Source organism: Brevibacterium sp. 50QC2O2 (assembly GCF_024580675.1).
Taxonomy (GTDB): Bacteria; Actinomycetota; Actinomycetes; order Actinomycetales; family Brevibacteriaceae; genus Brevibacterium; species Brevibacterium moorei.
Genome location: NZ_JANIJZ010000006.1, coordinates 178,856 through 201,073 on the forward strand (window position 1 = coordinate 178,856; position 22,218 = coordinate 201,073).

The 22,218-nt window shown below is 67.6% G+C and carries 21 protein-coding genes and 5 tRNA genes; 20 read left to right on the top strand and 6 right to left on the bottom strand.

Features of this window, described 5'->3' with window-relative positions; translation table 11 throughout:
- Positions 1-125 precede the first annotated feature (125 nt).
- Positions 126-953, top strand: coding sequence for an ammonia-dependent NAD(+) synthetase (gene nadE, locus NQ038_RS07175; protein WP_257046495.1), 828 nt, complete (start codon positions 126-128; stop codon positions 951-953).
- Here nadE and NQ038_RS07180 read toward each other — a convergent pair.
- A complete protein-coding gene (locus NQ038_RS07180) occupies positions 950-1,630 on the bottom strand; it encodes a hypothetical protein (RefSeq protein WP_257046494.1) in 681 nt (226 codons plus the stop codon). The two genes, nadE and NQ038_RS07180, sit on opposite strands and share 4 nt — an antisense overlap.
- 82 nt (positions 1,631-1,712) lie before the next feature.
- Between NQ038_RS07180 and NQ038_RS07185 the strand changes: the two genes are divergently transcribed.
- The 4 genes from NQ038_RS07185 (at position 1,713) to holA (ending at position 6,760) form a co-directional block, all read left to right on the top strand.
- On the top strand, positions 1,713-2,606 hold the full coding sequence (locus NQ038_RS07185; RefSeq protein ID WP_257046493.1) for a DegV family protein: 894 nt from the start codon (positions 1,713-1,715) through the stop codon (positions 2,604-2,606).
- A 127-nt stretch (positions 2,607-2,733) separates the two neighbouring features.
- Positions 2,734-3,441: a ComEA family DNA-binding protein gene (locus NQ038_RS07190; protein ID WP_257062214.1), complete on the top strand. Its 708-nt coding sequence runs from the start codon at positions 2,734-2,736 to the stop codon at positions 3,439-3,441.
- Positions 3,438-5,714, top strand: a complete 2,277-nt coding sequence (locus NQ038_RS07195; protein ID WP_257062215.1) for a ComEC/Rec2 family competence protein — start codon at positions 3,438-3,440, stop codon at positions 5,712-5,714. The genes NQ038_RS07190 and NQ038_RS07195 overlap by 4 nt, the downstream gene beginning before the upstream one ends.
- A 35-nt stretch (positions 5,715-5,749) precedes the next feature.
- Positions 5,750-6,760: a DNA polymerase III subunit delta gene (holA, locus tag NQ038_RS07200; protein WP_257062216.1), complete on the top strand. Its 1,011-nt coding sequence runs from the start codon at positions 5,750-5,752 to the stop codon at positions 6,758-6,760.
- 93 nt (positions 6,761-6,853) lie between these two features.
- On the opposite strand, the gene rpsT is transcribed toward holA, so the two are convergent.
- Both rpsT and NQ038_RS07210 read right to left on the bottom strand, forming a co-directional pair.
- The gene (gene rpsT / locus NQ038_RS07205) at positions 6,854-7,114 is read right to left on the bottom strand and encodes a 30S ribosomal protein S20 (RefSeq protein ID WP_257046489.1); all 261 of its coding nucleotides are present in this window, start codon (positions 7,112-7,114) and stop codon (positions 6,854-6,856) included.
- A gap of 222 nt (positions 7,115-7,336) precedes the next feature.
- Positions 7,337-8,035: a type II toxin-antitoxin system PemK/MazF family toxin gene (locus NQ038_RS07210; RefSeq protein ID WP_257046488.1), complete on the bottom strand. Its 699-nt coding sequence runs from the start codon at positions 8,033-8,035 to the stop codon at positions 7,337-7,339.
- A 75-nt stretch (positions 8,036-8,110) separates the two neighbouring features.
- Here NQ038_RS07210 and lepA point away from each other — a divergent pair, with 75 nt between their 5' ends.
- Positions 8,111-9,985 carry a translation elongation factor 4 gene (lepA, locus tag NQ038_RS07215; protein ID WP_257046487.1) on the top strand — a complete coding sequence of 625 codons (1,875 nt, stop codon included), beginning with the start codon at positions 8,111-8,113 and terminating at the stop codon, positions 9,983-9,985.
- A 1-nt stretch (position 9,986) separates the two neighbouring features.
- Complete coding sequence (gene hemW / locus NQ038_RS07220) at positions 9,987-11,210, top strand: radical SAM family heme chaperone HemW (protein ID WP_257046486.1); 1,224 nt, start codon at positions 9,987-9,989, stop codon at positions 11,208-11,210.
- A 97-nt stretch (positions 11,211-11,307) separates the two neighbouring features.
- Here hemW and NQ038_RS07225 read toward each other — a convergent pair whose 3' ends face one another.
- On the bottom strand, positions 11,308-11,877 hold the full coding sequence (locus NQ038_RS07225; protein WP_257046485.1) for a DUF4870 domain-containing protein: 570 nt from the start codon (positions 11,875-11,877) through the stop codon (positions 11,308-11,310).
- A gap of 143 nt (positions 11,878-12,020) precedes the next feature.
- Positions 12,021-12,938: a DUF3097 domain-containing protein gene (locus NQ038_RS07230; RefSeq protein WP_257046484.1), complete on the bottom strand. Its 918-nt coding sequence runs from the start codon at positions 12,936-12,938 to the stop codon at positions 12,021-12,023.
- Between the two features lie 162 nt (positions 12,939-13,100).
- On the opposite strand from NQ038_RS07230, the gene hrcA reads away from it, so the two are divergent.
- From hrcA to zapE, 8 genes are all read left to right on the top strand, one after another.
- Positions 13,101-14,111, top strand: a complete 1,011-nt coding sequence (gene hrcA, locus NQ038_RS07235) for a heat-inducible transcriptional repressor HrcA (protein WP_257046483.1) — start codon at positions 13,101-13,103, stop codon at positions 14,109-14,111.
- A gap of 48 nt (positions 14,112-14,159) precedes the next feature.
- On the top strand, positions 14,160-15,293 hold the full coding sequence (gene dnaJ / locus NQ038_RS07240; RefSeq protein ID WP_257046482.1) for a molecular chaperone DnaJ: 1,134 nt from the start codon (positions 14,160-14,162) through the stop codon (positions 15,291-15,293).
- Positions 15,294-15,302: 9 nt separating this feature from the next.
- Positions 15,303-16,052 (top strand): 16S rRNA (uracil(1498)-N(3))-methyltransferase, encoded by a 750-nt coding sequence (locus NQ038_RS07245; protein ID WP_257046481.1) that lies wholly within the window; start codon positions 15,303-15,305, stop codon positions 16,050-16,052.
- 137 nt (positions 16,053-16,189) lie between these two features.
- Positions 16,190-17,161, top strand: a complete 972-nt coding sequence (locus NQ038_RS07250) for a PhoH family protein (protein WP_306427828.1) — start codon at positions 16,190-16,192, stop codon at positions 17,159-17,161.
- Positions 17,158-17,637: an rRNA maturation RNase YbeY gene (gene ybeY / locus NQ038_RS07255; RefSeq protein ID WP_257046479.1), complete on the top strand. Its 480-nt coding sequence runs from the start codon at positions 17,158-17,160 to the stop codon at positions 17,635-17,637. The genes NQ038_RS07250 and ybeY overlap by 4 nt, the downstream gene beginning before the upstream one ends.
- Entirely contained in the window at positions 17,638-18,930 is a 1,293-nt protein-coding gene (locus NQ038_RS07260) for a hemolysin family protein (protein ID WP_257046478.1), read from the top strand.
- Positions 18,927-19,862 (top strand): GTPase Era, encoded by a 936-nt coding sequence (gene era, locus NQ038_RS07265; protein ID WP_257046477.1) that lies wholly within the window; start codon positions 18,927-18,929, stop codon positions 19,860-19,862. Before NQ038_RS07260 ends, era begins: the two co-directional genes overlap by 4 nt.
- A 39-nt stretch (positions 19,863-19,901) precedes the next feature.
- Positions 19,902-20,918, top strand: a complete 1,017-nt coding sequence (gene zapE, locus NQ038_RS07270; RefSeq protein ID WP_257046476.1) for a cell division protein ZapE — start codon at positions 19,902-19,904, stop codon at positions 20,916-20,918.
- A gap of 25 nt (positions 20,919-20,943) precedes the next feature.
- Here the strand turns inward: zapE and NQ038_RS07275 are convergent, their stop codons facing one another.
- Positions 20,944-21,468 carry a TIGR02611 family protein gene (locus tag NQ038_RS07275; RefSeq protein WP_257046475.1) on the bottom strand — a complete coding sequence of 175 codons (525 nt, stop codon included), beginning with the start codon at positions 21,466-21,468 and terminating at the stop codon, positions 20,944-20,946.
- A 196-nt stretch (positions 21,469-21,664) separates the two neighbouring features.
- Between NQ038_RS07275 and NQ038_RS07280 the strand changes: the two genes are divergently transcribed.
- The 5 genes from NQ038_RS07280 to NQ038_RS07300 all read left to right on the top strand — a co-directional run bounded on the left by NQ038_RS07280 (position 21,665) and on the right by NQ038_RS07300 (position 22,167).
- Positions 21,665-21,737: transfer RNA gene (locus NQ038_RS07280), tRNA-Gly, on the top strand.
- Positions 21,738-21,761: 24 nt separating this feature from the next.
- A tRNA-Val gene (locus NQ038_RS07285) sits at positions 21,762-21,833 on the top strand.
- A gap of 47 nt (positions 21,834-21,880) precedes the next feature.
- Positions 21,881-21,952: transfer RNA gene (locus NQ038_RS07290), tRNA-Val, on the top strand.
- A 38-nt stretch (positions 21,953-21,990) separates the two neighbouring features.
- Positions 21,991-22,063 (top strand) — tRNA-Gly (locus tag NQ038_RS07295).
- A gap of 31 nt (positions 22,064-22,094) precedes the next feature.
- Positions 22,095-22,167, top strand: a tRNA-Gly gene (locus NQ038_RS07300).
- The last annotated feature ends 51 nt before the right edge of the window (positions 22,168-22,218 follow it).

Genomic DNA, 22,218 nt, shown 5'->3' on the forward strand with positions numbered 1-22,218 from the left:
CGCCGGCGGGACTATGCCCGCCGGGGGTGCCCTGCTGCGTAGATGAACAGAGGATGAACACTTCCTGTGCCAAAGATCACAGCATGGGAAACATTTGGGATACAGAACGCGGATATCGTAAGAGCATGAGTTTTTCCGCAGCAGAGATCCGCTCGCTGTTGGGTGTCCGGCCCCGGATAGATCCGGCGCTCGAGGTGGCGCACCGCGTGCAGTTCCTCGTCGAGTACTGCCTGACGACCGGTGCACGGGGCTTCGTCGTCGGCGTCTCCGGCGGGCAGGACTCCGCCCTGACCGGACGTCTGTGCCAGCTGGCGGCAGAGGAATTGCGCAGGCGCGGCGAAGACGCCGCTCTCCTGGCGGTCCGCCTGCCCTACCGGGTCCAGGCCGATGAGGACGACGCGCGCACCGCCCTGGACTTCATCCGGCCCGACCAGCAGCTGGCATTCAACGTCGCAGGCGCCGTAGACGGACTGTCCGCCGAGTTCGCGGATAGCGTGGGCACGGCCATGAGCGATTTCACCAAGGGCAATGTCAAGGCCAGAATGCGCATGGTGGCGCTCTACGCACTGGCCGGCGAGCACAACCTCCTGGTCGTGGGCACAGGGCATGCCGCCGAGGCGGTGACCGGCTTCTTCACGAAGCACGGTGACGGTGGATCCGACGTCAGCCCGCTCGCGGGACTGGACAAACGCCAGGGTCGCAGCCTGCTCGAGCACCTGGGCGCCCCGGAGCGCCTGTGGGTCAAGGAACCCACCGGCGATCTGCTCGACGGTGCCCCTGGTCAGCCCGATGAGGAGGCCCTGGGCCTGACCTATGCGCAGATCGACGACTTCCTCGAAGGCGCCCCCGTGGCCGATGCGGTCACCGAGGCCCTTGAAATCAGGTTCCAGAACACGGTGCACAAACGCCGCCCCCCGGTGTGTCCGGGGGACAACTGGTGGATCAGGTTCTAGAGGACCTCGGCTTCCAGCGCGGCGGTCTCGAAGGCCTGTCGCGCAGCGAGGAAATCACCGGCCAGATCCGCCCCGCGGGTCCGGACCTGCGCGAACTCCCGCCAGCCGCCATCGCGTTGATCACCGGGGATGAGCTCGAGTCCGTCCTCGGTCGACTTCGTCTGCTTGTCGATCCACGCCAAGAGGGCCGCCGAACACCGATAGAGTTCCATGAACGCCGCGTGCAGCGCGTGCGTGCTGAACGCCGTCTTCGTGTAATCGTCGACCAGGGTGCGCACCGGGGCCAGCTCTGCCGTCGTGAAGCCCGAGGGACCCGATTGGATCCGCAGGTGCTCGATGATCCCGCCACTAGTCGGCAGCAGCCCCAGAATCTCCCGGGCCGGGGCCTGATCCATCTGTTCGTCGTCCTCCGGGGAGCTGACGGCCGTCAACCCGCCGATCTGCGCGCGTGCCGTGGCCAGCTCGGTGTGCAGATCGTCGATCTTGGCCTGTGTCCTGCGCCATTCGCCCGCCAAGGCGAATAGACCGGCCAGGAGCAGCAGCGCCAGTACCAGGAGGAACAACCAGGCCCAGGAGTGCAGCCCGGGAATGAGGGCCACGACGACGCCCGCTATGCCGAGTACACCGGACACGGCCGCAGTCGGGGAATTGACGAGGTAATCCAAGAGGGTCTTCACCCCACCAGCGTATCCAAGGAACGACGCGCAGCCGTGCCCGGCCTGCCGTAAAGCCGGGGAATTCCGGACTAGGCTGGGCACCATGCAGAAACTGGGATTGGTCGTCGACTCGACAGCCCGCCTGAGCGAGGAACAGGTGGAGACCTTCACCGCAGAGCTCGACGGGCGCCTGCGCATAGTGGACCTGACCGTTGCCGTGGCCGGAGTCGAGCGCCCGGACCGGCAGTGGAGCGCCCACGACATCACGACCGCGATGGCCTCGGGGGCCCGCGTGACGACATCGCAGCCTCCTGCGGCGGCCTTCGCACAGGCATACCGCGAACTCGTGCGAGCCGGGTCCGAGGCCATCGTCGTGCTCACCCTCTCGGCCAGGCTCTCCGGCACCCATACCGCCGCGAGCAGCACCACCGGCGCCGCCGGCGAGGTCCCCGTCGTCGTGGTGGACTCGCAGACCGCCGCGGCCGGTCTGGCCGGAGCCGTGGCGATTGCGGTGGCCGGTCGACACACCGGGGCCTCCGTGTTGGAACGAACCCTGCGCGATTGGTGTGCGGAGGAGACGAGCGCCTACTTCGTGCCCGCTTCGCTTGAGTACCTGCGAGCCGGCGGGCGGATCGGCCGGGCGGCCAGTCTGCTGGGCCGGGCGCTGTCCATCGTGCCCGTCCTGACCCTGGACGCCGGCGAAGTCACCCCGCTGGCCCGGGTGCGCACCAGTTCCCGGGCGATCGCCCGCCTGGTGGACTCGGCCGTCGGGCGGGCGCGCGAACTCGCCGCAGGCGGTGGCCGAATCGAATGCGTCCTCCTGCACGCGGAGGCGAGTGCAGCAGAGGCCGGTGCGGGCTTCACCCGGCTGCGCGAGCTTGTGGACGAAGCCGAACTCCCGACAGGCACGCGCGTGCGCGAGGAGATCCTGTCCACCGTCATCACCGCCCATGTGGGGCCGGGAACCACCGGGATCATCGTCCAGACCCTGCCCTGAGCACCGGACCCACCGCAGGTCACAGGAGGGTGCAACAGCGCATCACCGGACTGTTGACAACTCCCGGGCGTCCACAGGCGCACCGGGCGTCCTGGCGGGCCGGAATCCACGGATCTAGCGTTGCGGCATGTCACGATCGCCCGAAGACCGCATCTCCAGCCTGCTGGGCCGCACCCGCCGCGATGGTTGGGACCCGGCCGACGAGGATCCGGAACTCGCGGACCTCCTGCCCGCCACCCGCCCCGTCCCCAGCCGTCGGGTGCTCCTCCTCATCGGCGCGCTGGTCCTCGCCGCCGTCATCGGGCTGCTCCTGTTGCGGTACCTCAACGCCCCGCCACAGACCACTGCGGAGGCGCCGGCCCCGATCGCGACCTCCACAGCCGGGCCCACGGCCGGCCGGGCCGGTGCGGTGACCGTCCACATCGTCGGCGAGGTGGCCCGGCCCGGTGTGGTCGAACTGGCAGCCGGGGCGCGCGTGGCCGAAGCCCTGCGGGCCTGCGGAGGGATGACGAAGAAAGCCGATGAGGCCTCCATCAACCAGGCCCGCATCCTCGTGGACGGGGAACAGATCGTCGTCACACCCCGCGGGCCGCCGCCGACCGGCCGTGCGGAGAACAGCGCGGTACCCGGCACGCAGAACAACAGTAGCGTCGACATCAACAAAGCGGGAGCAGCGGAGCTCGAGGCGCTCCCCGGCATCGGACCCGTGACCGCCGCAGCGATCGTCGCCCACCGCGAGGAACACGGCCCCTTCACGAGTGTGGACCAACTCACCGAGGTCTCCGGCATCGGTCAGAAGACAGTCGAGGGGCTCAAGGACCGCGCCCGGATATGAGACGGCGTCACGCACCCCGGGACCCGGACTCCGCCGGCGGACGGCTGAGCGCGGCGCTCCTGCACAGGGCGGCCACCTGGCGCCTCCTGGTGGCTACCGCGGCCGCCTGGTCGGCGGCGGCAGTACCGGGGAACCCTCGCCACACCGCTCTGCTCGCCGTGGTCTGTGCGATCCTGGCCGCGCTCGCACTCCGCCGGCGGCGGACCCGTCCGGCGGCGTGGGCGGCCTCCACCTGTTTGCTGGCGTCGCTGGCCGCGGGTCTCGTCGCGGCCCACCTGTTCGCCATGCCGACAGGTGACGACCACTACCGGGGCGAGGCCCTCATCGTGTCCGACCCCGTGCAGACGCCCGGCGGTATGCACCGGGGATCGGTTCACACCCCGCGTGGTTCACTGGAGATTCTGAGCCGTGCCGGACTCCCGCCGGCGGGCAGCCGCATCATGCTCGACGCCGACCTGAAGACAGCCGGGCCGCGCATTACGGCATTCACCGACAACCGGCCCGCCACCCTCGGTCCGCCCGGTGCTCCCTGGCGTCTGCGCGCGCACTTGCGCAGTTTCCTGGCGGATGCCGCGGGTACCGGGCACGCCGGCACCCGCCTGCTGCCTGGCCTCGTGATCGGCGATACCGCTGCGGTCGACGAACTGCTGGCCGAACAGATGAAGATCGTCTCCTTGAGCCATGTTATGGCCGTCAGCGGGGCCAACATCACCCTCATCACGGTTACCGCGGTCTGGGTCCTACGCCACCTGACCCGGCGCAGGGGCGCGATTCTGGCCGTCTCCACTGCCATCGGCCTGGCCTACGTCTTCATCGTCGGACCGGAACCATCGGCCCTCCGCGCGGCCGCCATGGGGTTGGCCGGCACCCTGGCCCTGGCCCGGAAGACCGGCCGCAATACCCCTGCCGTGCTCTGCACCGCCCTGCTCGTCCTCGTCATCGTCGCTCCACAACTGGCCGTCAGTGCGGGCTTCATCCTCTCCGCTGCTGCCACCGCGGGCCTGATCGTGCTGGGCCGGCCCGTTACGGACGCCCTGCGCCGGGCCCACCTGCCGCTTCCGGTTGCCGCGGCACTGGCCGTTCCACTGTGCGCGCAGATAGCGGTGCTGCCGGTGCTCGTGGCCCTGGGTTCGGCACCCAGCGCATGGTCGGTCGTGGCGAATCTGCTGGCGGGGCCCGCGGTGGCCCCTGCGACTATTCTGGGGCTCGGCGCGCTGGTCTGCGGCCTCGGTTCCGGTGTGCTGCCTGGCATCGACTGGTGTGGGCGGGCGCTGGCCCAGTTGGGCGCGTTGCCGTCCTGGTGGATCGCCGAACTCGCCCGGATCGGTGCGGAGCTGCCAGGGGCCGTGCTGCCCTGGCCGGCGGGTGCCCTGGGCCTGGCACTGGCCGGACTGATCACTGCGGCCTTCGCCGCAGCCTGTCTCCGCAGGCTGCGGCTGTGGCGCTGGAGCCTGCCCGTGGCAGCGGCGGCGCTGGTTGCCGGCCTGGTGCTCCCGCTGGCGCCCCGGGCCCAGCTCGGACACTGGACGGTGGCAGTCTGCGATGTCGGTCAGGGCAGCGCCACCGCGGTCTCGTTGGGCCCCGGCCGGGTTCTGTTGATCGACGCCGGGCGCGACCCCGCCGCAGTCGACTCCTGCTTGCGCGATTTGCGGGCCGAGTACGTCTGGGTCGCCCTCTCACATTTCGATGCGGATCACGTGCAGGGGCTGTCGGGCGCGGTCAGGGGGCGCACGGTGGAAGCACTGTGGATCAGCGCGCCCCTGGCCGACGATGACCGCGCCCGCCGTGCCGAGGCGATCACCGGACGGTCGGCACAGCCGCTGCGCGCCGGTGCCGCGTTCTCGCTGCCCGGCACCGAGGTATCCTGGCGGGTCCTATGGCCGCGTCCCGACAGCACCGTCGCGGCAGCCGACGGCCGAGTGGCCGACGGAAACGCCGAGTCCCTGGTCTTCCTGATCATGGTGGCCGACCGCACCGTACTGGTCCCCGGCGATATCGGAGCCGCTCAACAGCGTCGTCTCGCCGGCACCTTCGGGCGGGTGGACGTCCTCATCGCCCCACACCACGGATCGGCCGATATCGATCCGGGCTTCTTCGCAGGGGCGGGTCCGGCCGCCGGCGTGGTCTCGGTGGGGGAGAACCGCTACGGCCATCCGACCCGGGCCGCGCTGGAGGCCTTCGGACAGGTTCCGGTGCTGCGCACCGACGTGTGCGGCACGATCGTCCTCGACGTCGACGGTGGCCTGCGGGGAACCCGTGGTTGTGGGGGATGACGGGCGTGTCCGGCCATGGCACTACGCTTGGGTATGTGGCAGCGAAGAATGCGAGATCCGCGAAGAAATCGAACCTGATTCCCTGGCAGAAGGCGAAGCCGGCGCCCGTGATCCTGATCTCGGGTCCGGAAGCGGTGCTGGTGCGCAAAGCTCAGGACCGTCTGGTGGGCGCCGTGCGCAAACAGGGGGATTTCGAGACGACCCGGCTGGATGCGGCCAGGTACGAACGCGGGGATCTGCTGCAGGCCTGTGCGCCCTCGCTGTTCTCCGCGGACAAGCTCGTCATCGTCGACAATCTGGCGGGGATGTCGGACGCGTTCCTGACCGACGCCCTGGCCTATCTCGACGATGTCAACGAGGACGCGGTGCTCATCCTCAAACACTCCGGCGGCAACCGTGGGGCGAAGCTCACGAAGGCCCTGGAACGTGCCGGGTATCCCGCCGTCGACGCGCTGGCGGTCAAGACGGAGAAGGACAAACACGACTTCGCGGCCAGGGAGTTCACCAGGGCCGGGCGCAAGATCGACCCCCAGGCGCTCGAGGCCCTGCTGGTGGCCACCGGATCCGACCTGAGCGAACTGGACGCCGGGATCGACCAGTTGGTGGCCGATACCGATGGCGTCATCACGACCGAACTGGTCGATAAATACTACGGCGGGCGGGTGGAGGCCACGGGGTTCAAGGTCGCCGATGCCACGGTGGCCGGCCACACCGCCGAGGCCCTGACCCTGGTGCGCCACGCCCTGGCCACCGGCACAGATGCCGTGCCGATCGTCGCCGCGGTGGCGCTCAAACTGCGTCAGTTGGCGAAGGTCCAGGGGCTCAGCGGTTCGGTGGGGGAGAACGCGGCGGAACTGAAGATGGCGCCCTGGCAGATCGATCGGGCCAAGCGGGACCTGCGCTCGTGGAACCAAGTGGCGCTGGGGGAGGCGATCCTGCATGCGGCAGCCGCCGACGAAGCCGTCAAGGGCGGTGGTCGCGACCCCGTGTATGCGGTCGAACGGCTGGTGTTCAGGGTCTCCCAGCTGGCGCGGACCCGACGGTGAAACCACATCGGCGCCGTCACCCGAAGTGACGGCGCCGATGGTCTCCAGGGGTCGAACCCCCATGGGCCGAACAGCTGTTCAGCGGATCAACGATCAGAGGGCGTTGACCTGCTTGGCCAGCTTCGACTTGTGGTTGGCCGCATTGTTCTTGTGCAGCACACCCTTGGAAACGGCCTTGTCCAGCTTGCGCGAAGCAACCTGGAGAGTGGCCTGTGCCTCGTCCTTCTTACCGGCAGTGATGTTCTCACGGACGGCGCGGATGGCGGAACGGACCTCGCTGCGCACGGACTTGTTGCGCAGGCGGGCCTTTTCGTTCGTGCGGATCCGCTTCATCTGGGACTTGATATTTGCCAATTTAGTACCTTTGCTTATCGGCTTACATTTGGTCGTGAGGGCTCCCGGACGACTGCGCGGGCCCGCTGCGGGGAAACACAACGGCCCCAGACGTACCGGGGTGGTTCCGCCCGACCACGGCGAGACACACGCCTTGGCGGATACACAATCACCTATTCTACATGGCGGACCGGCTGCGCAGGGCTCAGTGGATGTGCTGTGCGCGACTAGCGCCGCGGCCGCTCATTCGATGTTCTTGGCAACCAGCGAGTAGAGCTCCATCGGGAGGATGGCGCCCTCCCTGCGCACCCCGGATGGACTGATCCGGATGATCCGATCGAGCCGGATCTCCGAAGGCCGCCGCTGCGCGTCCCAATCGCCCGCGCCCACATTGAGCCAGCGGGCGTTGCGGGTCTCGTCGATGTCGCCGACCCCGCCGGGCACGTGGTCCTTGCTCGAGAGCATGAGGCCCAGCAGCCAGCGTCCGTCGTGGCCGACGATCAACACCGGACGGTCCTTGCCCTGTCCAGGGTCCTCTTCGAAGGGCACCCAGGCCCACACGACCTCGCCGGGATCGGCGTCGCCGTCCAGGTCGGGGGCGTACTGGGGCTTGACCGTACCGGTGAAATCACCAGGGTAGCCCCCGGACGGGCGGTGCGGGAAGCCCTGTTTGGGAGCGGAGCGCTGCGCGGTCCGACCACTCTGATAATCCTCGCGCCCGGTGACCGCGGGGGTAGTCCGTCCTGTGTTCTGCTGCGCGGCGCGCGGGGGCTTGGAACTGGTGTCCCCACGGGTGTCCTTGTCGGTGTCGCGAGCGGGTCCGGTGAGCAGGCCCGCGACGCTTTGGCGGGTCTTCGGATCCTCGAGCGCCTTCCTGGCGAGCTTGACGCCCTCCTTGGCCCCGGCGCGCAGCAGTCGATTCCCTAGCTTCTTCCAATCCATGTCCTCAAGGTTATGTGTGCGCACCCGGTTCGTGAAACAATGGGATGTCCCATCGAGTAAAGGAATGAACGCCACATGCCCCAGGTGAGTGAGGCGTCAGCCGCGCGAATTCGCGTCGCCGCCACGCCCAGCGAACTGATTCGCAATTTCTGCATCATCGCCCATATCGATCACGGGAAGTCGACCCTGGCCGACCGGATGTTGCAGATCACCGGCGTCGTCAAGCCCCGCGATATGCGCGCGCAGTACCTGGACCGGATGGACATCGAACGTGAACGCGGCATCACGATCAAATCCCAAGCCGTTCGCATGCCATGGGAGGTCGACGGCACCCCGTACGCGCTGAACATGATCGACACCCCCGGTCACGTCGACTTCACCTATGAGGTCTCCCGCTCGTTGGCCGCCTGCGAGGGCACTCTGCTGCTGGTCGACGCGGCACAGGGTATCGAGGCCCAGACCCTGGCGAATCTGTATCTGGCGCTGGAGAACGATCTGGCGATCATCCCCGTGCTCAACAAGATCGACCTGCCGGCGGCGCAGCCGGAGAAGTACGCGGAGGAACTGGCCAATCTGATCGGCTGCGAGCCCGAGGACTGCCTGCGCGTGTCCGGTAAGACCGGCGAGGGCGTGGACGCGGTGCTCGACAAGATCGTCGGCGAGGTCCCCGCGCCGGTGGGCGACCCCGATGCGCCGGCCCGGGCGATGATCTTCGACTCCGTCTACGACACCTACCGCGGGGTCGTCACCTACGTCCGCGTGGTCGATGGCAAGTTGGCCCCGCGCGAGAAGATCGAAATGCTCTCCACCGGCGCCACCCACGAACTGCTGGAGATCGGCGCCTCGACCCCGGAGCCTCACCCCTCGGATGGACTGGGCGTGGGCGAGGTCGGTTACCTCATCACCGGCGTCAAGGACGTCCGCCAGTCCCGCGTGGGCGATACCGTGACGAATGCGCGCAAGCCCGCAGAAGAGGCCCTCGGCGGCTACCGGGATCCCAAACCGATGGTGTTCTCCGGGTTGTTCCCGATCGACGGTTCGGACTATCCGGACCTGCGCGATGCCCTTGACAAGCTCAAGCTCAACGATGCCGCCCTGGTCTACGAACCGGAGACCTCGGCCGCCCTGGGCTTCGGCTTCCGCTGTGGTTTCCTGGGCCTGCTGCACCTGGAGATCATCCGGGAGCGGCTGGAGCGGGAATTCGGCCTCGACCTCATCGCCACGGCCCCATCCGTGGTCTATCAGGTGACGCTGGAGGACGGCAGTGCCCGCGAGGTCACGAACCCCAGCGAGTATCCCGACGGCAAGATCAAAGAGGTCCGCGAACCCATGGTCAAGGCCACGATCCTGACCCCCAGCGAGTTCGTGGGCGCCGTGATGGAGCTGTGTCAGTCCAAGCGCGGACAGATGCAGGGGATGGACTACCTGTCCGAGGACCGTGTCGAATTGCGCTACCGGATGCCGCTGGCCGAAATCGTCTTCGACTTCTTCGACCAGCTCAAATCCCGGACCAAGGGCTACGCCTCGCTGGACTACAACGACGACGGCCAGGCCGCAGCGGACCTGGTGAAGGTCGACATCCTGCTGCACGGGGACGCAGTGGACGCGTTCTCCGCGATCGTGCACAAGGACAAGGCCTATGCCTACGGGGTGGAGATGGCCGGGAAGCTGCGCGGCCTGATCCCGCGCCAGCAGTTCGAAGTGCCGATCCAGGCGGCCATCGGCTCGCGCATCATCGCGCGCGAGACCATCAGGGCTATGCGCAAGGACGTGCTCTCGAAGTGCTACGGCGGCGATATCAGCCGTAAGCGCAAGCTGTTGGAGAAGCAGAAGGCGGGCAAGAAGCGGATGAAGATGGTGGGTTCCGTCGAGGTCCCGCAGGAGGCCTTCATCGCAGCCCTGTCCTCCGATGGCGGCGGCTCCAAGGACGGCAAGGGCAAGGACAAGTAGGGTGCCGGCCCAGCCCATCGGCGACATCCCGCCGCTCACGGGCGCTCTGCCCGCCGGCGTGGCACAGGGCAGTGCACAACGGACCTGGAGCGCCTACGTCCACGTGCCCTACTGCCGCGTGCGCTGCGGGTACTGCGATTTCAACACCTATACCTCGACGGATCTGGGCCCCGGTGCGAACCGGGAGGACTTCCGGGCGGGGATCGCCGCGGAAATGGACCTTGCCGCAGGAGTGCTCAACCGGGCGGGGGTGGCGAGGCGGCCCCTGGACACCGTGTTCTTCGGCGGCGGCACGCCCACCCTGCTGGCGGCCGAGGTGCTGGCCGGCGTGCTGCAGAACCTGCAGGAGCGCTGGCCCCTGGCCGCCGGGGCCGAGGTCACCACCGAGGCCAACCCCGACACCCTGACACCTGCGTACATCGACACCCTGGCCGCCGCGGGTTTCACCCGGATCTCCCTGGGCATGCAATCGGCGGTGCCGCACGTGCTGGAGACCCTGGATCGGACCCACGATCCGCGGCGCATTCCCGAGGTCGTGCAGTGGATCAAGGCCGCCGGCCTGCAGGTCAGCCTCGACCTGATCTACGGCACCCCGGGGGAGTCACTGGAAGACTGGCGGCGCTCTGTGGAAGTCGCCCTGGCCAACGAGCCCGACCATATTTCGGCGTACTCGCTGATCGTGGAGCCCGGCACCAAGATGGGGTCGCAGGTGCGCCGTGGAGAACTCCCGATGCCCGATGAGGACGATCTGGCCGATAAGTACGAACTGGCGGACGCGCTGTTCGCGGCCGCTGGACTGCACTGGTACGAGGTCAGCAATTTTTCTACTGGCCCGGATACCCGCTGCAGGCACAACCTCGCCTATTGGCAGGAGGGCGACTGGTGGGGGTTCGGCGCCGGCGCCCATTCGCATGTGGGCGGCACCCGATTCTGGAACGCGAAGCATCCGCGTGCCTGGGCGGCCCGGCTGGCAGCGGGCCAGTCCCCGGCAGTGGGCCGGGAAGTCCTCGGACCGGACACCCGGGAAGTCGAGCGGATCATGCTGGCAGCGCGGATCGAACATGGCCTGCGGCGCGATTCGCTGCCGGATGGGGCCACGGCGTACCTGAACCGGTTCGAGCGGATGGGTCTGTTGGAGGACGATCCGATCTGGTTCGCGCCCACTGTCTCCGGGCGCCTGATGGCCGACTACATGGTCAGGGAATTGAGCGATCTGCTGATCTGAACGCCATGCGGCGGCCCCGGCACAGAACACCGAGGGCCCCGGAGTGATTACTCCGGGGCCCTCGGTTGCGCAGGTGCGGCTCACACTCGCGGTGCGTTCACTTGATGAACTGGATGGTCATGGGGTAACGGTATCCCTGGCCCTTGTTGGCGGCAACAGCCTGCAGAATGCCGAAGACGATCTGCACGATTGCTGTTGCGAAGTAGAGAATCCCACCGATGCCGAATGTGACCACTGTGATGATGGAGATTGCAGCATTGGCAATGACAATGGTGATCCCGAAATTCAGCGCCTGCCTGCTGTGTTCCCTGACGAATGCTGACTCATCTTTCTTTACAAGGAAGAGGATGAGGGGCACGATCCAGCCGGTCAACAATTGTCCGATCCCAACCCACAGGCTTGTGGTGCGATCGTTCGGGCTGGCCCGCCAGAAGGCCTCGGAGCCCTCGCCGTAGACGCCCTCGGGCAACTGGGTCGAGGCCTGCGGGCCGGTGAAGGGCTGCTGGCCCGGCTGGTAGTAGGACTGGGCGCCGGGCTGTCCATAGCCCGGCTGGCCGTAGTTCTGTTGCGGATTCTGGGCGTAATCCGGGTTCTGCCCGTATCCCTGTCCGTAGTTCTGTCCGAGAGCGTTCTGCTCGGGCTGTTCGTTGTGGGGGTCCTGACTCATGGTCTTCCTCCTCGAATCGGCTGCGGGACGGTGTCGTACTGAGCACACCCTACCCGGCGCACCACGCCGGGTACCACATGGGGTTTGGCAAATCCGGCGCTACGAGTGCTATTCAAAGCCTTTTCCAAGGTCGGGGCGCGTGTTCAGGAGTGCCCGACTGTGACGAAGTCGATGAGTTCCTCGACCCGGCCGGACAGCGCGGGATCGACATCTCCCATGGTGCTCACACTGCGCAGGATCCTCGCCCAGGCCCTGGCCGTATCGCGGTGGTCGGCGTGGGGCCAGCCGATCCGGGCCAGGGTGCCCAGTTTCCAGTCCTCGCCCCTGGGGACCTCGGGCCAGGCCCGGATGCCGACCACCGCGGGTTTGACGGCGGCCCAGATGTCGATGAACGGGTGACCGATGATGTGGACGCTGCCGGAGTAGGCGCGGTGGGACATGACCTCGGCGGCGATTCTGGACTCCTTCGAGCCGCTGACCACGTGGTCGGCCAGCACTCCGACCCGGTGCTGCGCATCGGGCCGGAACTCGGCGAGCCGCTCGGCGAGCACGTCGAGGCCGCCCAGGGGTTCGACGACCACGCCCTCATAGCGCAGGTCCTCGCCCCAGATCTTCTCCACCAGTTCGGCATCGTGCTTTCCCTCGACCCAGATCCGGCTGGGCCTGGCCACACGGGCGGGGCTCTCGGGTACTGCGATCGACCCGGAGGCGGTCCGCCCCGGAGGGGGCCCCGCCTGGGTCCGGCGCGCTCCCGGTGCGCCATCGGCACCGATCCTGTATTCGGGTCCCCTGTGCTTGGGCCGGGTTAATTCGACCGGACGGCCGTCGATCCAGAAGCCTGCGCCCAGTTCGAAGGCGCGCCGCGTGCCCATGCGGTCCTCGAGCACCACGGAGAAGCCCCCGGGGGCTTTCTGCACCTGCAGTATCGCGCCGACGAAACCGGTGGCGACCTCCTCGACGACCAGGCCGGGGTCGGCGGGCACCTTTTGGGAACTCGGCCTGCGGTGGGCGCTGCGGCCTCCGGAGAGCACATCGCGGCCATAGGGATCGGTGAATGTCACCCCACCAATCTAGCTCGGTTCCCCGTTCGGGTGTGGGAGCCACCCGATGTGAGCGACGATATTTTGGCCCGCAGGGTCCGCGGCGTAGAATTGGCACTCCGGGTGTTCGAGTGCCAATGTGGGGGACGCAGCCGCCGACACCGTGTCAGTTGAGGAGGGGCCGTGAACGACGACCGCAGGAATCGGGTATTGCGGGCGATCATCGAGGACTACGTGGCGACCAATGAACCGGTGGGCTCGAAGGCGCTGGTGGACCGGCACGGGTTGAGGGTGTCCCCGGCCACTATTCGCAATGACATGGCAGCGCTCGAACAGGACGGTCTGATCGCCCAGCCCCACACCTCGGCCGGCCGGATTCCCACCGATAAGGGCTACCGCGTGTTCGTCGACAGACTCGACGACGTCAAGCCCCTGTCGACGGCCGAACGCCGTGCCATCTCCCGGGTTCTCCAGGCACCGGTCGACATCGACGATATGCTCGAGCGCACCGTTCGGCTGCTCTCGGGGCTGACCCACCAGGTCGCGCTCGTCCAGTACCCGACGGCCTCGCAGACCCGGGTGCGCCACGTCGAACTGGTCGAATTGACTCCGGGCCGCCTGCTGGCGGTCCTCATCACGGATTCCGGCCAGGTCGAACAGCGCGTGGTCGACTTGGGCGATGACGTGGTGCCGGTGGATCCCACGGCTCTGCGCGATGGTGTCAATCGGGCGCTGCGCGGGGTCCGGCTGGCCCGGATCGACACAGCCCTGGACGACCTCCAGGTGCCCGCCGAGCACGCAGCGGCCGGCGCCCGGCTCGCCGAGGTGCTCAAGGACCTGGCCCGACTCGGCAGGCAGGACCGTCTGTTGATGGCGGGCACCGCCAACCTGGCGCGCGCCGGCGGCGAGTTCTTCTCGCAGATCGCCCCGCTGCTCGACGCCTTCGAGGAGCAGGTCGTGCTCCTGCGGCTGCTGTCCTCGATGGCCCAGGATTCCGAACCCGTGGCGGTGCGGATCGGTCATGAGAACGACCTGGAGTCCTTCTCCTCGACCTCCGTGATCGCCAGTCCCTATGGGGGGCCGGAAGCCGGGGCCAGGCTGGCGGTGCTCGGCCCCACCAGAATGGATTACCCGACCACGATGGCCGCGGTGCGCGCGGTCGCCAAGTACGTATCCGTGATCCTGTCCGACTAGGCGGGCGCGGAGACAAGCATCCGATACGACTCAAGACGAAGGAAACACGTGAGCGATCACTATGAGACCTTGGGCGTGGCGCGCGACGCGGCGCCCGAGGAGATCAAGAAGGCCTACCGGAAGTTGGCGCGCAAGCTCCACCCGGACGTCAACCCCGGACACGAAGAGGAGTTCAAACAGGTCTCCGTGGCCTACGAGGTGCTCTCCGATCCGGTCAAGCGCAGCAACTACGATAACGGCGGTGGCGAGTACGGCCAGGCGGCCGGTGGTTTCGGCGGCGCCGGCTTCGGGGGCTTCGGCGATATCTTCGAGACCTTCTTCGGTGGGGGAGCAGGAGCCGGCCGTGGCCCGATCCCGCGCGCGCAGCGCGGTCAGGACGCCCTGGTCGACCTGCAGATCGACCTGCGCACCGCGGTGTTCGGGGGGACCGAGGAACTGTCGATTTCGACCGCGGCCCGGTGCGAGACCTGCGACGGCTCCGGCTGCCGCCCCGGTACCGACTACGACACCTGCTCGCTGTGCCACGGGCAGGGCTCCGTGCGCCAGACGACCCGCACCCTGCTGGGCAATATGGTGACGAACCAGCCGTGCTCGAACTGCCAGGGTTTCGGCACCGTGATCCCCGATCCGTGCAATTCCTGCCATGGCGAGGGCCGTGTGCGCACCGAGCGCACGCTCAGCGTCAAGATCCCCGGTGGAGTCCGCGAGGGCACCCGGATCCTGTTGACCGGGCAGGGCGAGGTCGGGCCATGGGGCGGCCCCGCGGCGGATCTGCACCTGGAGGTCGCCGTCGCCGAGGACCCCGTGTTCAGCCGTGATGGCGATAATCTGCGCGCTACCCTGCGGGTGCCGATGACGGCAGCGGCCCTGGGCACAAGCGTCACGGTGGACACCTTCGACGGGCCGCGCGAGGTCGACATCGAGGCCGGCACCCAATCGGGCACGCAGACCCGGCTGGCCGGCCTGGGCGCAACCCGGCTGCGCCGTAACAGCCGCGGCGATCTGGTCCTGACGATTCTGGTGCAGACTCCGCAGAAGGTCACCGAGGAACAGCGGGAGCTGCTCGAGCGCCTCGCCGGAATGCGCGGCGAGCACGATGCCTCCGGCCTGGTCGATGCCAGTGCCGAGAAGCACGCCAAGGGCCCCTTCTCCCGCCTGCGCGACAAGTTCGCCGGACGCTGAGGCGCGCACATGACAGCTCCCGTTTTCCTGTCGACCTTCGCCCAGCCGGGCGCCGTCGGCGATCTGCTGGGTTTCGGCCCGGAAGTGGCCGGCCATGCCGTGCGCGTGCGCAAACTCGGCCCCGGCGCTGAGGTGGACATCATCGACGGCGCCGGTCTGCGGTTGAGCGGAGTCATCGAGACCGCGAGCCCGGAGGCACTGAGCCTGCGGGTTCGCACCTGTGTGCAGGAGCCCGCCCCGCGCCCCGCACTGGTCCTGGTCCAGGCCCTGGCCAAGGGCGACCGCGATCTGGCCGGGATCGAGGCCGCCTGCGAGGTCGGCGTCGACGAGGTCGTGCCGTGGGCGGCCCAGCGCTCGATCGTCGACTGGCCGGCGAAGAAGGCCGCGAAGTCCCATGCGAAGTGGCTCAACACTCTCCGGGCGGCCACCCTGCAGGCCCGCCGGTCCAGGGTCCCCGTTCTGCACGACTTGGTCCGTGGCACCTCGCTGGCCGGCAAGCTGGGGCCCGGCGATGCCTGCATCGTGCTGCACGAAACAGCGCAGGAGCACCTGCCGCGGGTATTGGCACAGTTGCCCGAGGACCTGGAGAGGATCGTCTTCGTCGTCGGACCCGAGGGCGGGATCTCCGATGCCGAGCTCGCCGCGCTGCAGGCGGCCGGAGCCCGGCCGGCGCTGCTGGGCACGACGATTCTGCGGGCCTCGACCGCAGGACCCGTCGCACTCGGCATCGCCCAGGTCGCCCTGGGCCGTTGGGCATGATTCCGGGCGTGGCCGGGACCGGTAGACTGGGCGCGGAATCCGGCGGGCTCATCAGGAAGGACAACCCCCTGCACACTCAGTCAGCAGACACGACCCCCAGCACCACGGAGACTCCGGCCGAGGCCGTCACGGTGCGCATGAGCATCGGAGCCCAGGTCGACCCCGTCGCGATGTTCGGTCCAGCAGATGCGGGACTGCGTCGCCTCGAGGCCCTGGCCGGCGACACCCGGTTCCATGTCCGTGGCCATGACGTGACCGTCACCGGATCGCAGGCGAATGTCGACGCAGCGGTCCGCGTCCTGGGTGAAATGCGCAAACTCGCGGCGGCGGGCCAGCCGAACGATCCGGAGACCGTGGAACGCCTATGGGGCGAGCCCGCGGCAGGCGCCGACGTCCTGGGGGCGAACATCCTGTCCCACCGGGGCACGTCGATCAGGCCCAAGACCTTCGGCCAGCACCAGTACGTCAATGCGATCCGGAACCACACGATCACCTTCGGCACCGGCCCGGCCGGTACCGGGAAGACATATCTGGCCATGGCCATGGCCGTCACCGCTCTGCAGCACCGTGAGGTGGCGCGGATCATCCTGACCAGGCCGGCCGTCGAGGCGGGGGAGCACCTGGGCTTCCTGCCCGGTTCCCTGGACGAGAAGATCGACCCCTATGTGCGGCCGCTCTACGATGCACTGCACAATATGATCGATCCCGACCACATCAAGACGCTGTTGGACACCGGGGTCATCGAAGTGGCGCCCCTGGCCTATATGCGAGGGCGCACCCTCAACGACGCCTTCATCATCCTCGATGAGGCACAGAACACCACCTTCGAACAGATGAAGATGTTCCTGACCCGGCTGGGCCTCAATTCGACGATGGTGATCACGGGCGACACCTCGCAGGTCGACCTGCCGGGCGGCACCCGCTCTGGGCTGCGCGCGGCCGGCGACATCCTCTCCGGCGTCGATGACATCGCCTTCATGGAACTGACCAGCAAGGACGTCGTGCGCCACCGCCTGGTGACGGCGATCGTGGACGCCTACGACCACTGGACGCTGGCGCACACGCCGGGGGAGAACCATCCGCGCAACAAGGGGAGAAGAAGCCGATGAGCATCGAGCTGGCCAATGAGACCGATTCCGCGGTTGACCTCGACGAGGTCCACCGGCTGTGCACGCATGTGCTGGCGCAGATGCGGATCAATCCGCTGGTGGACGTCTCGGTGACCTTCATCGGCGATGCGGCGATGGCCGATCTGCACATGCGCTGGATGGATCTGCCCGGCACCACCGATGTGATGTCGTTCCCGATGGACGAGCTGCGGCCCGGCGAACAGGGCGAGGGAGTGCTGGGCGATATCGTCATCGATCCCGAGGTGGCGCGCCGGCAGGCGCTGGCCGCCGGGCACTCGACGATGGACGAGATCCTTCTGCTGACCGTTCACGGGATGCTGCACCTGATGGGGTTTGACCACGCGCAGCCGCAGGAGAAGGCGGAGATGTTCGGGTATCAGCGTCAACTGCTGTTGACCTGGTTCGCCGAACGCGAACCCGGCCGGACCTCGATTCCGGAACCCACGGAGGACTAGGTGACGATCCTCTGGTTCTTCCTGGCGGCGCTGGGCGCGCTGGGCCTGGCGGCCTGCCTGGCGGCGGTCGACGCCGCGCTCTCCGTGGTCAGCCATCATGAGATCTCCGACCTGGCCGCCGAGGGCAGCCGGGCCGCCGACCGGACCCTGCGGATCCTCGGCGACCTGCCAACCCACCTCAATGTGCTCATCTTCACCCGGATGCTCTTCGAGGCCGGGGCCACGGTGTTCATCGTCTATGGCTACACGGGTGCATTCGGGCAGGCCTGGGAGGTGATGCTGGCCAGCGTGCTGACCGCTGCGATCGCGGTGTTCGTGATCTCCGGGGTCTCGCCGCGCACGATCGGCCGGCGCCGCTCGACGCAGGTCAGCCTCGCCCTGTCCGGAGTCGTCTTCGGACTCCGCCGGGCGCTGGGGCCTGTGGCCAGGGTGTTCGTGTGGCTGGGCAATATGCTCACCCCCGATCGGGTCTATCGTGACGGTCCCTTCGTCTCGGAGTCCCAGCTGCGCGATCTGGTCGACCGGGCGAGTGCCGGAAACGTCATCGAGGACGATGAACGCGACATGATCGAAAGCGTGTTCAATCTGGGCGACACCAGGGCCTACAAGGTGATGGTGCCGCGCACCGACCTGGTCGTGCTCGACGCCGAAACGCCGCTGCGCAGGGCGCTGAGCCTGTTCCTGCGCTCGGGCTTCTCCCGGATCCCGGTGATTGGCGAGGATATGGACGATGTGCGCGGGGTGCTCTACCTCAAGGACGTGGTCAGGCGCGTCCACGTCCATCCCGAGGACGATGCCGAGCCGGCCTGGATGCTGGCCAGGCAGGTCCCCTTCGTCCCGGACACGGTCGCCGTCGACGCGCTGCTGCACCGGATGCAGGCCGAGAGCCGGCACGTGGTGGTCGTCGTCGACGAATACGGCGGTACCGCCGGGGTCGTGACCATCGAGGACATCGTCGAGGAGATCTTCGGCGAGATCGACGACGAGTACGACCATCAGGATGCCGACATCGAAGAGCTCGAACCCGGGACCTTCCGCGTTTCCGTGCGCATGCAGATCGAGGACCTGGCCGACTTCTTCGACGTCCGCATCGATCAGGAGGACGTCAGCACGGTCGGCGGCCTGCTCACGACGCTCATCGGGCTGGTGCCGATCGCCGGATCCACGGCGCAGATCGCCGGTCTGCGGATCACCGCCGAGGCCGGACAGGGCAGACGCCACCGCGTCGAACACGTCATCATCACCCGTGTGGGACCTCCGGCCGCACACACCGAGGAAGGACAACACCAATGAGCCTATTCGCCGAAGTCCCCGAGGGCTTCCGGGCCGGCTTCGCCTGTTTCGTCGGACGGCCCAATACGGGCAAGTCGACCCTGACGAATGCCCTGGTCGGCGCCAAGGTGGCCATCACCTCGGCCAAACCGCAGACCACCAGGCACACGATCCGCGGGATCGTCCACCGGCCGGATCATCAGACCGTATTGGTGGACACGCCAGGGCTGCACAAACCACGGACCCTGTTGGGGGCCAGGCTCAACGACCTGGTGGCCATGACGTTGTCCGAGGTCGATGTCATCGGGTTCTGCCTGCCGGCCGATGAGAAGATCGGCCCCGGCGATCGCTATATCGCAGCGGAGTTGAAGAAGGTGGCCGGGCGCACCCCGGTGGTCGCGTTGGTGACCAAGACCGACAAGGTCTCGCGGGAGGAGGTCGGCGCAGCACTGCTGGCCGTCGGTGAACTCTACGACTTCGCCGACATCGTCCCGGTCTCGGCCGTGGGCGACTTCCAGGTCGATACCGTCGATCGGGTGCTGTCCGAACACCTGCCGGACAGCCCGCCACTGTACCCCGACGGGGACCTGACCGATGAACCCGAATCCGTGCTCGTGGCCGAGCTGGTCAGGGAGGCCGCCCTCGAAGGGGTACGCGACGAATTGCCGCACTCCCTGGCTGTGCAGGTCGAGGAGATGGGCCCGCGCGAGGGCAGGCCCCAGGACCGCCCCCTGTGGGACGTGCACGTGAATCTCTATGTGGAGCGCGACAGCCAGAAGGCCATCATCATCGGTCGGCGGGGCACACGGCTCAAGCAGATCGGGTCACAGGCGCGCTCGGAGATCGAGGCGATCCTGGGCACGCCGATCTATCTGGACCTCCACGTCAAGGTCGCCAAGGACTGGCAGCGGGATCCCAAACAGCTGGGCCGTCTGGGCTTTGACTTCTCCTAGCGGATCCGGTGGTCGGGCCCCCGGCTACACTGGTTGCTTGTGAGTTCTACGACTGTGCACCTGATCGACCGTAATCCCCGGGTCAGCCCGGACGAACTGGTGGCGGGGCTGGTGCCCCCGCCGCAGTTCGAGAACGTCTCCTTCGACTCCTACCGACCGGACCCGACGCAGCCGAGTCAGAGCGCTGCGCGGGACAAGCTGAGCGATTTCACCGGTGCCGGCGCGAAGCGCCCCGGCCTGCTGGGCCGGCTCTTCGGCGGTAAGAAGGCCCCGGCCGTTCGCGGGGTGTACCTCGACGGCGGCTATGGTGTGGGCAAGACCCACCTGCTGGCCTCGGCCTGGCACGCCAACGACAAGCCGGCTGCCTTCGGTACCTTCGTCGAGTACACGAACCTGATCGGCGCCCTGGGATTCCAGCAGGCGAAGACCGTGTTGTCTGGGATGCGATTGGTGTGCATCGACGAGTTCGAACTCGACGATCCGGGTGACACCATGATGATGACCCGCCTGATGCGGGAGATCGCCGATGCCGGGGTCAAGATCATCGCGACCTCCAACACCCTGCCCGGTGCGCTGGGGGAGGGACGGTTCGCAGCCCAGGACTTCCTACGCGAGATCCAGGCGATGGCCGATCAGTTCGAAATCCTCTCGATCGACGGCGATGATTACCGCCACCGTGGCGCACCCACCCCGCCCGAACCCCTGGATGCGCAGGGCCTGTCCGACTATGTCGGCACGGTCGACGGCGAGGTCGCGGTCGACGATTTCGAGGCGCTGTTGGAACACCTGCGACAGGTCCATCCATCACGGTACGGGCGTATGCTCGGCACCGTCACGGCTGCGGCCTGGTCGAATGTCGCCACGATCCCCAGTCAGGATGTCGCACTGCGCTTCGTGGCACTGGTGGACCGGATGTACGACCGCGCCGTGGAGATCAAGAACACGGGAGCCCGGCTGGATGCGGTTTTCACCCCCGAGATGCTGGCCGGCGGATACAAGAAGAAGTACCTGCGCTGCCTTTCGCGCCTGACTGCGCTGGCCAACGCGGAGTCCTGAACACGCGGGGTCGGCTCACCGGTACTCAGTCGAGCAGGGTGAGGTGGGCCAGCCGGGCGGGGACCCAATCGGGGATCCCCGCCAGGCGCAGCACACCCCAGACACAGGCGCACACGCACACGCACGTGGCGGTGCCGATCAGCAGACCCACCCAACGGGGTTGGGCTGCCAACCAGCGCGTCCAGACATGGAGCTTCAGGCGCGCCCAGCACAGCAACCGGTGCGCCCAGGCGAACTCGCTGGCGATGACCGCGATGCCGCAGAAGACCACGAGCCAGCCGGGTCCGGGCAGTGGGACCATGATGAGGCCGGCGACGATGACGAGTGCCCCCACCACACCGACGCTGACACGGTAGACCCGCGAGACGTGTCGGTTGGAGTGGATCCGGCGCCGGGTGCGCAGCGCATGCAGGCGGGTGACGCGGAACCACTGGGCCCGTGTGGCCGGCACACCGCGCGTGGGGCGCGCCGCGGTGGGGGAAGCCGGTGCCGGTACGCGGGTGTCCGCAGGGGGGATGACCGGGCGGGTGGTCGCCTCATCGGTGCTCATAGTCGGCAGTTTACTGGTCCACGGTCGTGGTTTCCCGGGAATCCGGTGGACGGTCGATGAGATCCTGCGCGTTGAATGCCCACCCTTCGGCATCTCTGTGATCAGGGTCATGTCCACACGATTTGGCATGTGCGGATACCGTCGTATAGAGTTTAATTTCGTTGCGAGGCAAGCCGAAAGGCGGCCGGAACGACATGCGGATGTGGCTCAGTTGGTAGAGCATCACCTTGCCAAGGTGAGGGTCGCGGGTTCGAGTCCCGTCATCCGCTCGGTTGCCCTACGGTGTAACATGGGCGCGATTGGCGCAGCGGTAGCGCGCTTCCCTGACACGGAAGAGGTCACTGGTTCGATCCCAGTATCGCGCACGGTGAAGAGATTCACTGTGATAATAGAATATGCATGATTCGATCATGCGCGATTGGCGCAGGGGTAGCGCGCTTCCTTCACACGGAAGAGGTCACTGGTTCGATCCCAGTATCGCGCACGATGGTGTCGGAAGTCATCGACGCCAGTGTGAACAGTGCGGATGTGGCTCAGTTGGTAGAGCATCACCTTGCCAAGGTGAGGGTCGCGGGTTCGAGTCCCGTCATCCGCTCGCGTGGGGTTCAAACCCCGGGCACAATCATGCGGATGTGGCTCAGTTGGTAGAGCATCACCTTGCCAAGGTGAGGGTCGCGGGTTCGAGTCCCGTCATCCGCTCGCGTGCCGGAGTTTCAGACTCTTGGTAGTGGGTTCGCAACCCAACCTGGT

Bases quoted from the DNA above. Each gene is read 5' to 3' on its own strand.
- NQ038_RS07210 (WP_257046488.1), bottom strand. From the start codon at position 8,035: ATGGATTGGAAGAAGCTAGGGAATCGACTGCTGCGCGCCGGGGCCAAG.
- nadE (WP_257046495.1), top strand. From the start codon at position 126: ATGAGTTTTTCCGCAGCAGAGATCCGCTCGCTGTTGGGTGTCCGGCCC.
- NQ038_RS07195 (WP_257062215.1), top strand. From the start codon at position 3,438: ATGAGACGGCGTCACGCACCCCGGGACCCGGACTCCGCCGGCGGACGG.
- NQ038_RS07275 (WP_257046475.1), bottom strand. From the start codon at position 21,468: ATGAGCACCGATGAGGCGACCACCCGCCCGGTCATCCCCCCTGCGGAC.
- NQ038_RS07250 (WP_306427828.1), top strand. From the start codon at position 16,190: ATGAGCATCGGAGCCCAGGTCGACCCCGTCGCGATGTTCGGTCCAGCA.
- lepA (WP_257046487.1), top strand. From the start codon at position 8,111: ATGCCCCAGGTGAGTGAGGCGTCAGCCGCGCGAATTCGCGTCGCCGCC.
- NQ038_RS07225 (WP_257046485.1), bottom strand. From the start codon at position 11,877: ATGAGTCAGGACCCCCACAACGAACAGCCCGAGCAGAACGCTCTCGGA.
- NQ038_RS07185 (WP_257046493.1), top strand. From the start codon at position 1,713: ATGCAGAAACTGGGATTGGTCGTCGACTCGACAGCCCGCCTGAGCGAG.
- NQ038_RS07245 (WP_257046481.1), top strand. From the start codon at position 15,303: ATGACAGCTCCCGTTTTCCTGTCGACCTTCGCCCAGCCGGGCGCCGTC.
- era (WP_257046477.1), top strand. From the start codon at position 18,927: ATGAGCCTATTCGCCGAAGTCCCCGAGGGCTTCCGGGCCGGCTTCGCC.
- NQ038_RS07190 (WP_257062214.1), top strand. From the start codon at position 2,734: ATGTCACGATCGCCCGAAGACCGCATCTCCAGCCTGCTGGGCCGCACC.
- ybeY (WP_257046479.1), top strand. From the start codon at position 17,158: ATGAGCATCGAGCTGGCCAATGAGACCGATTCCGCGGTTGACCTCGAC.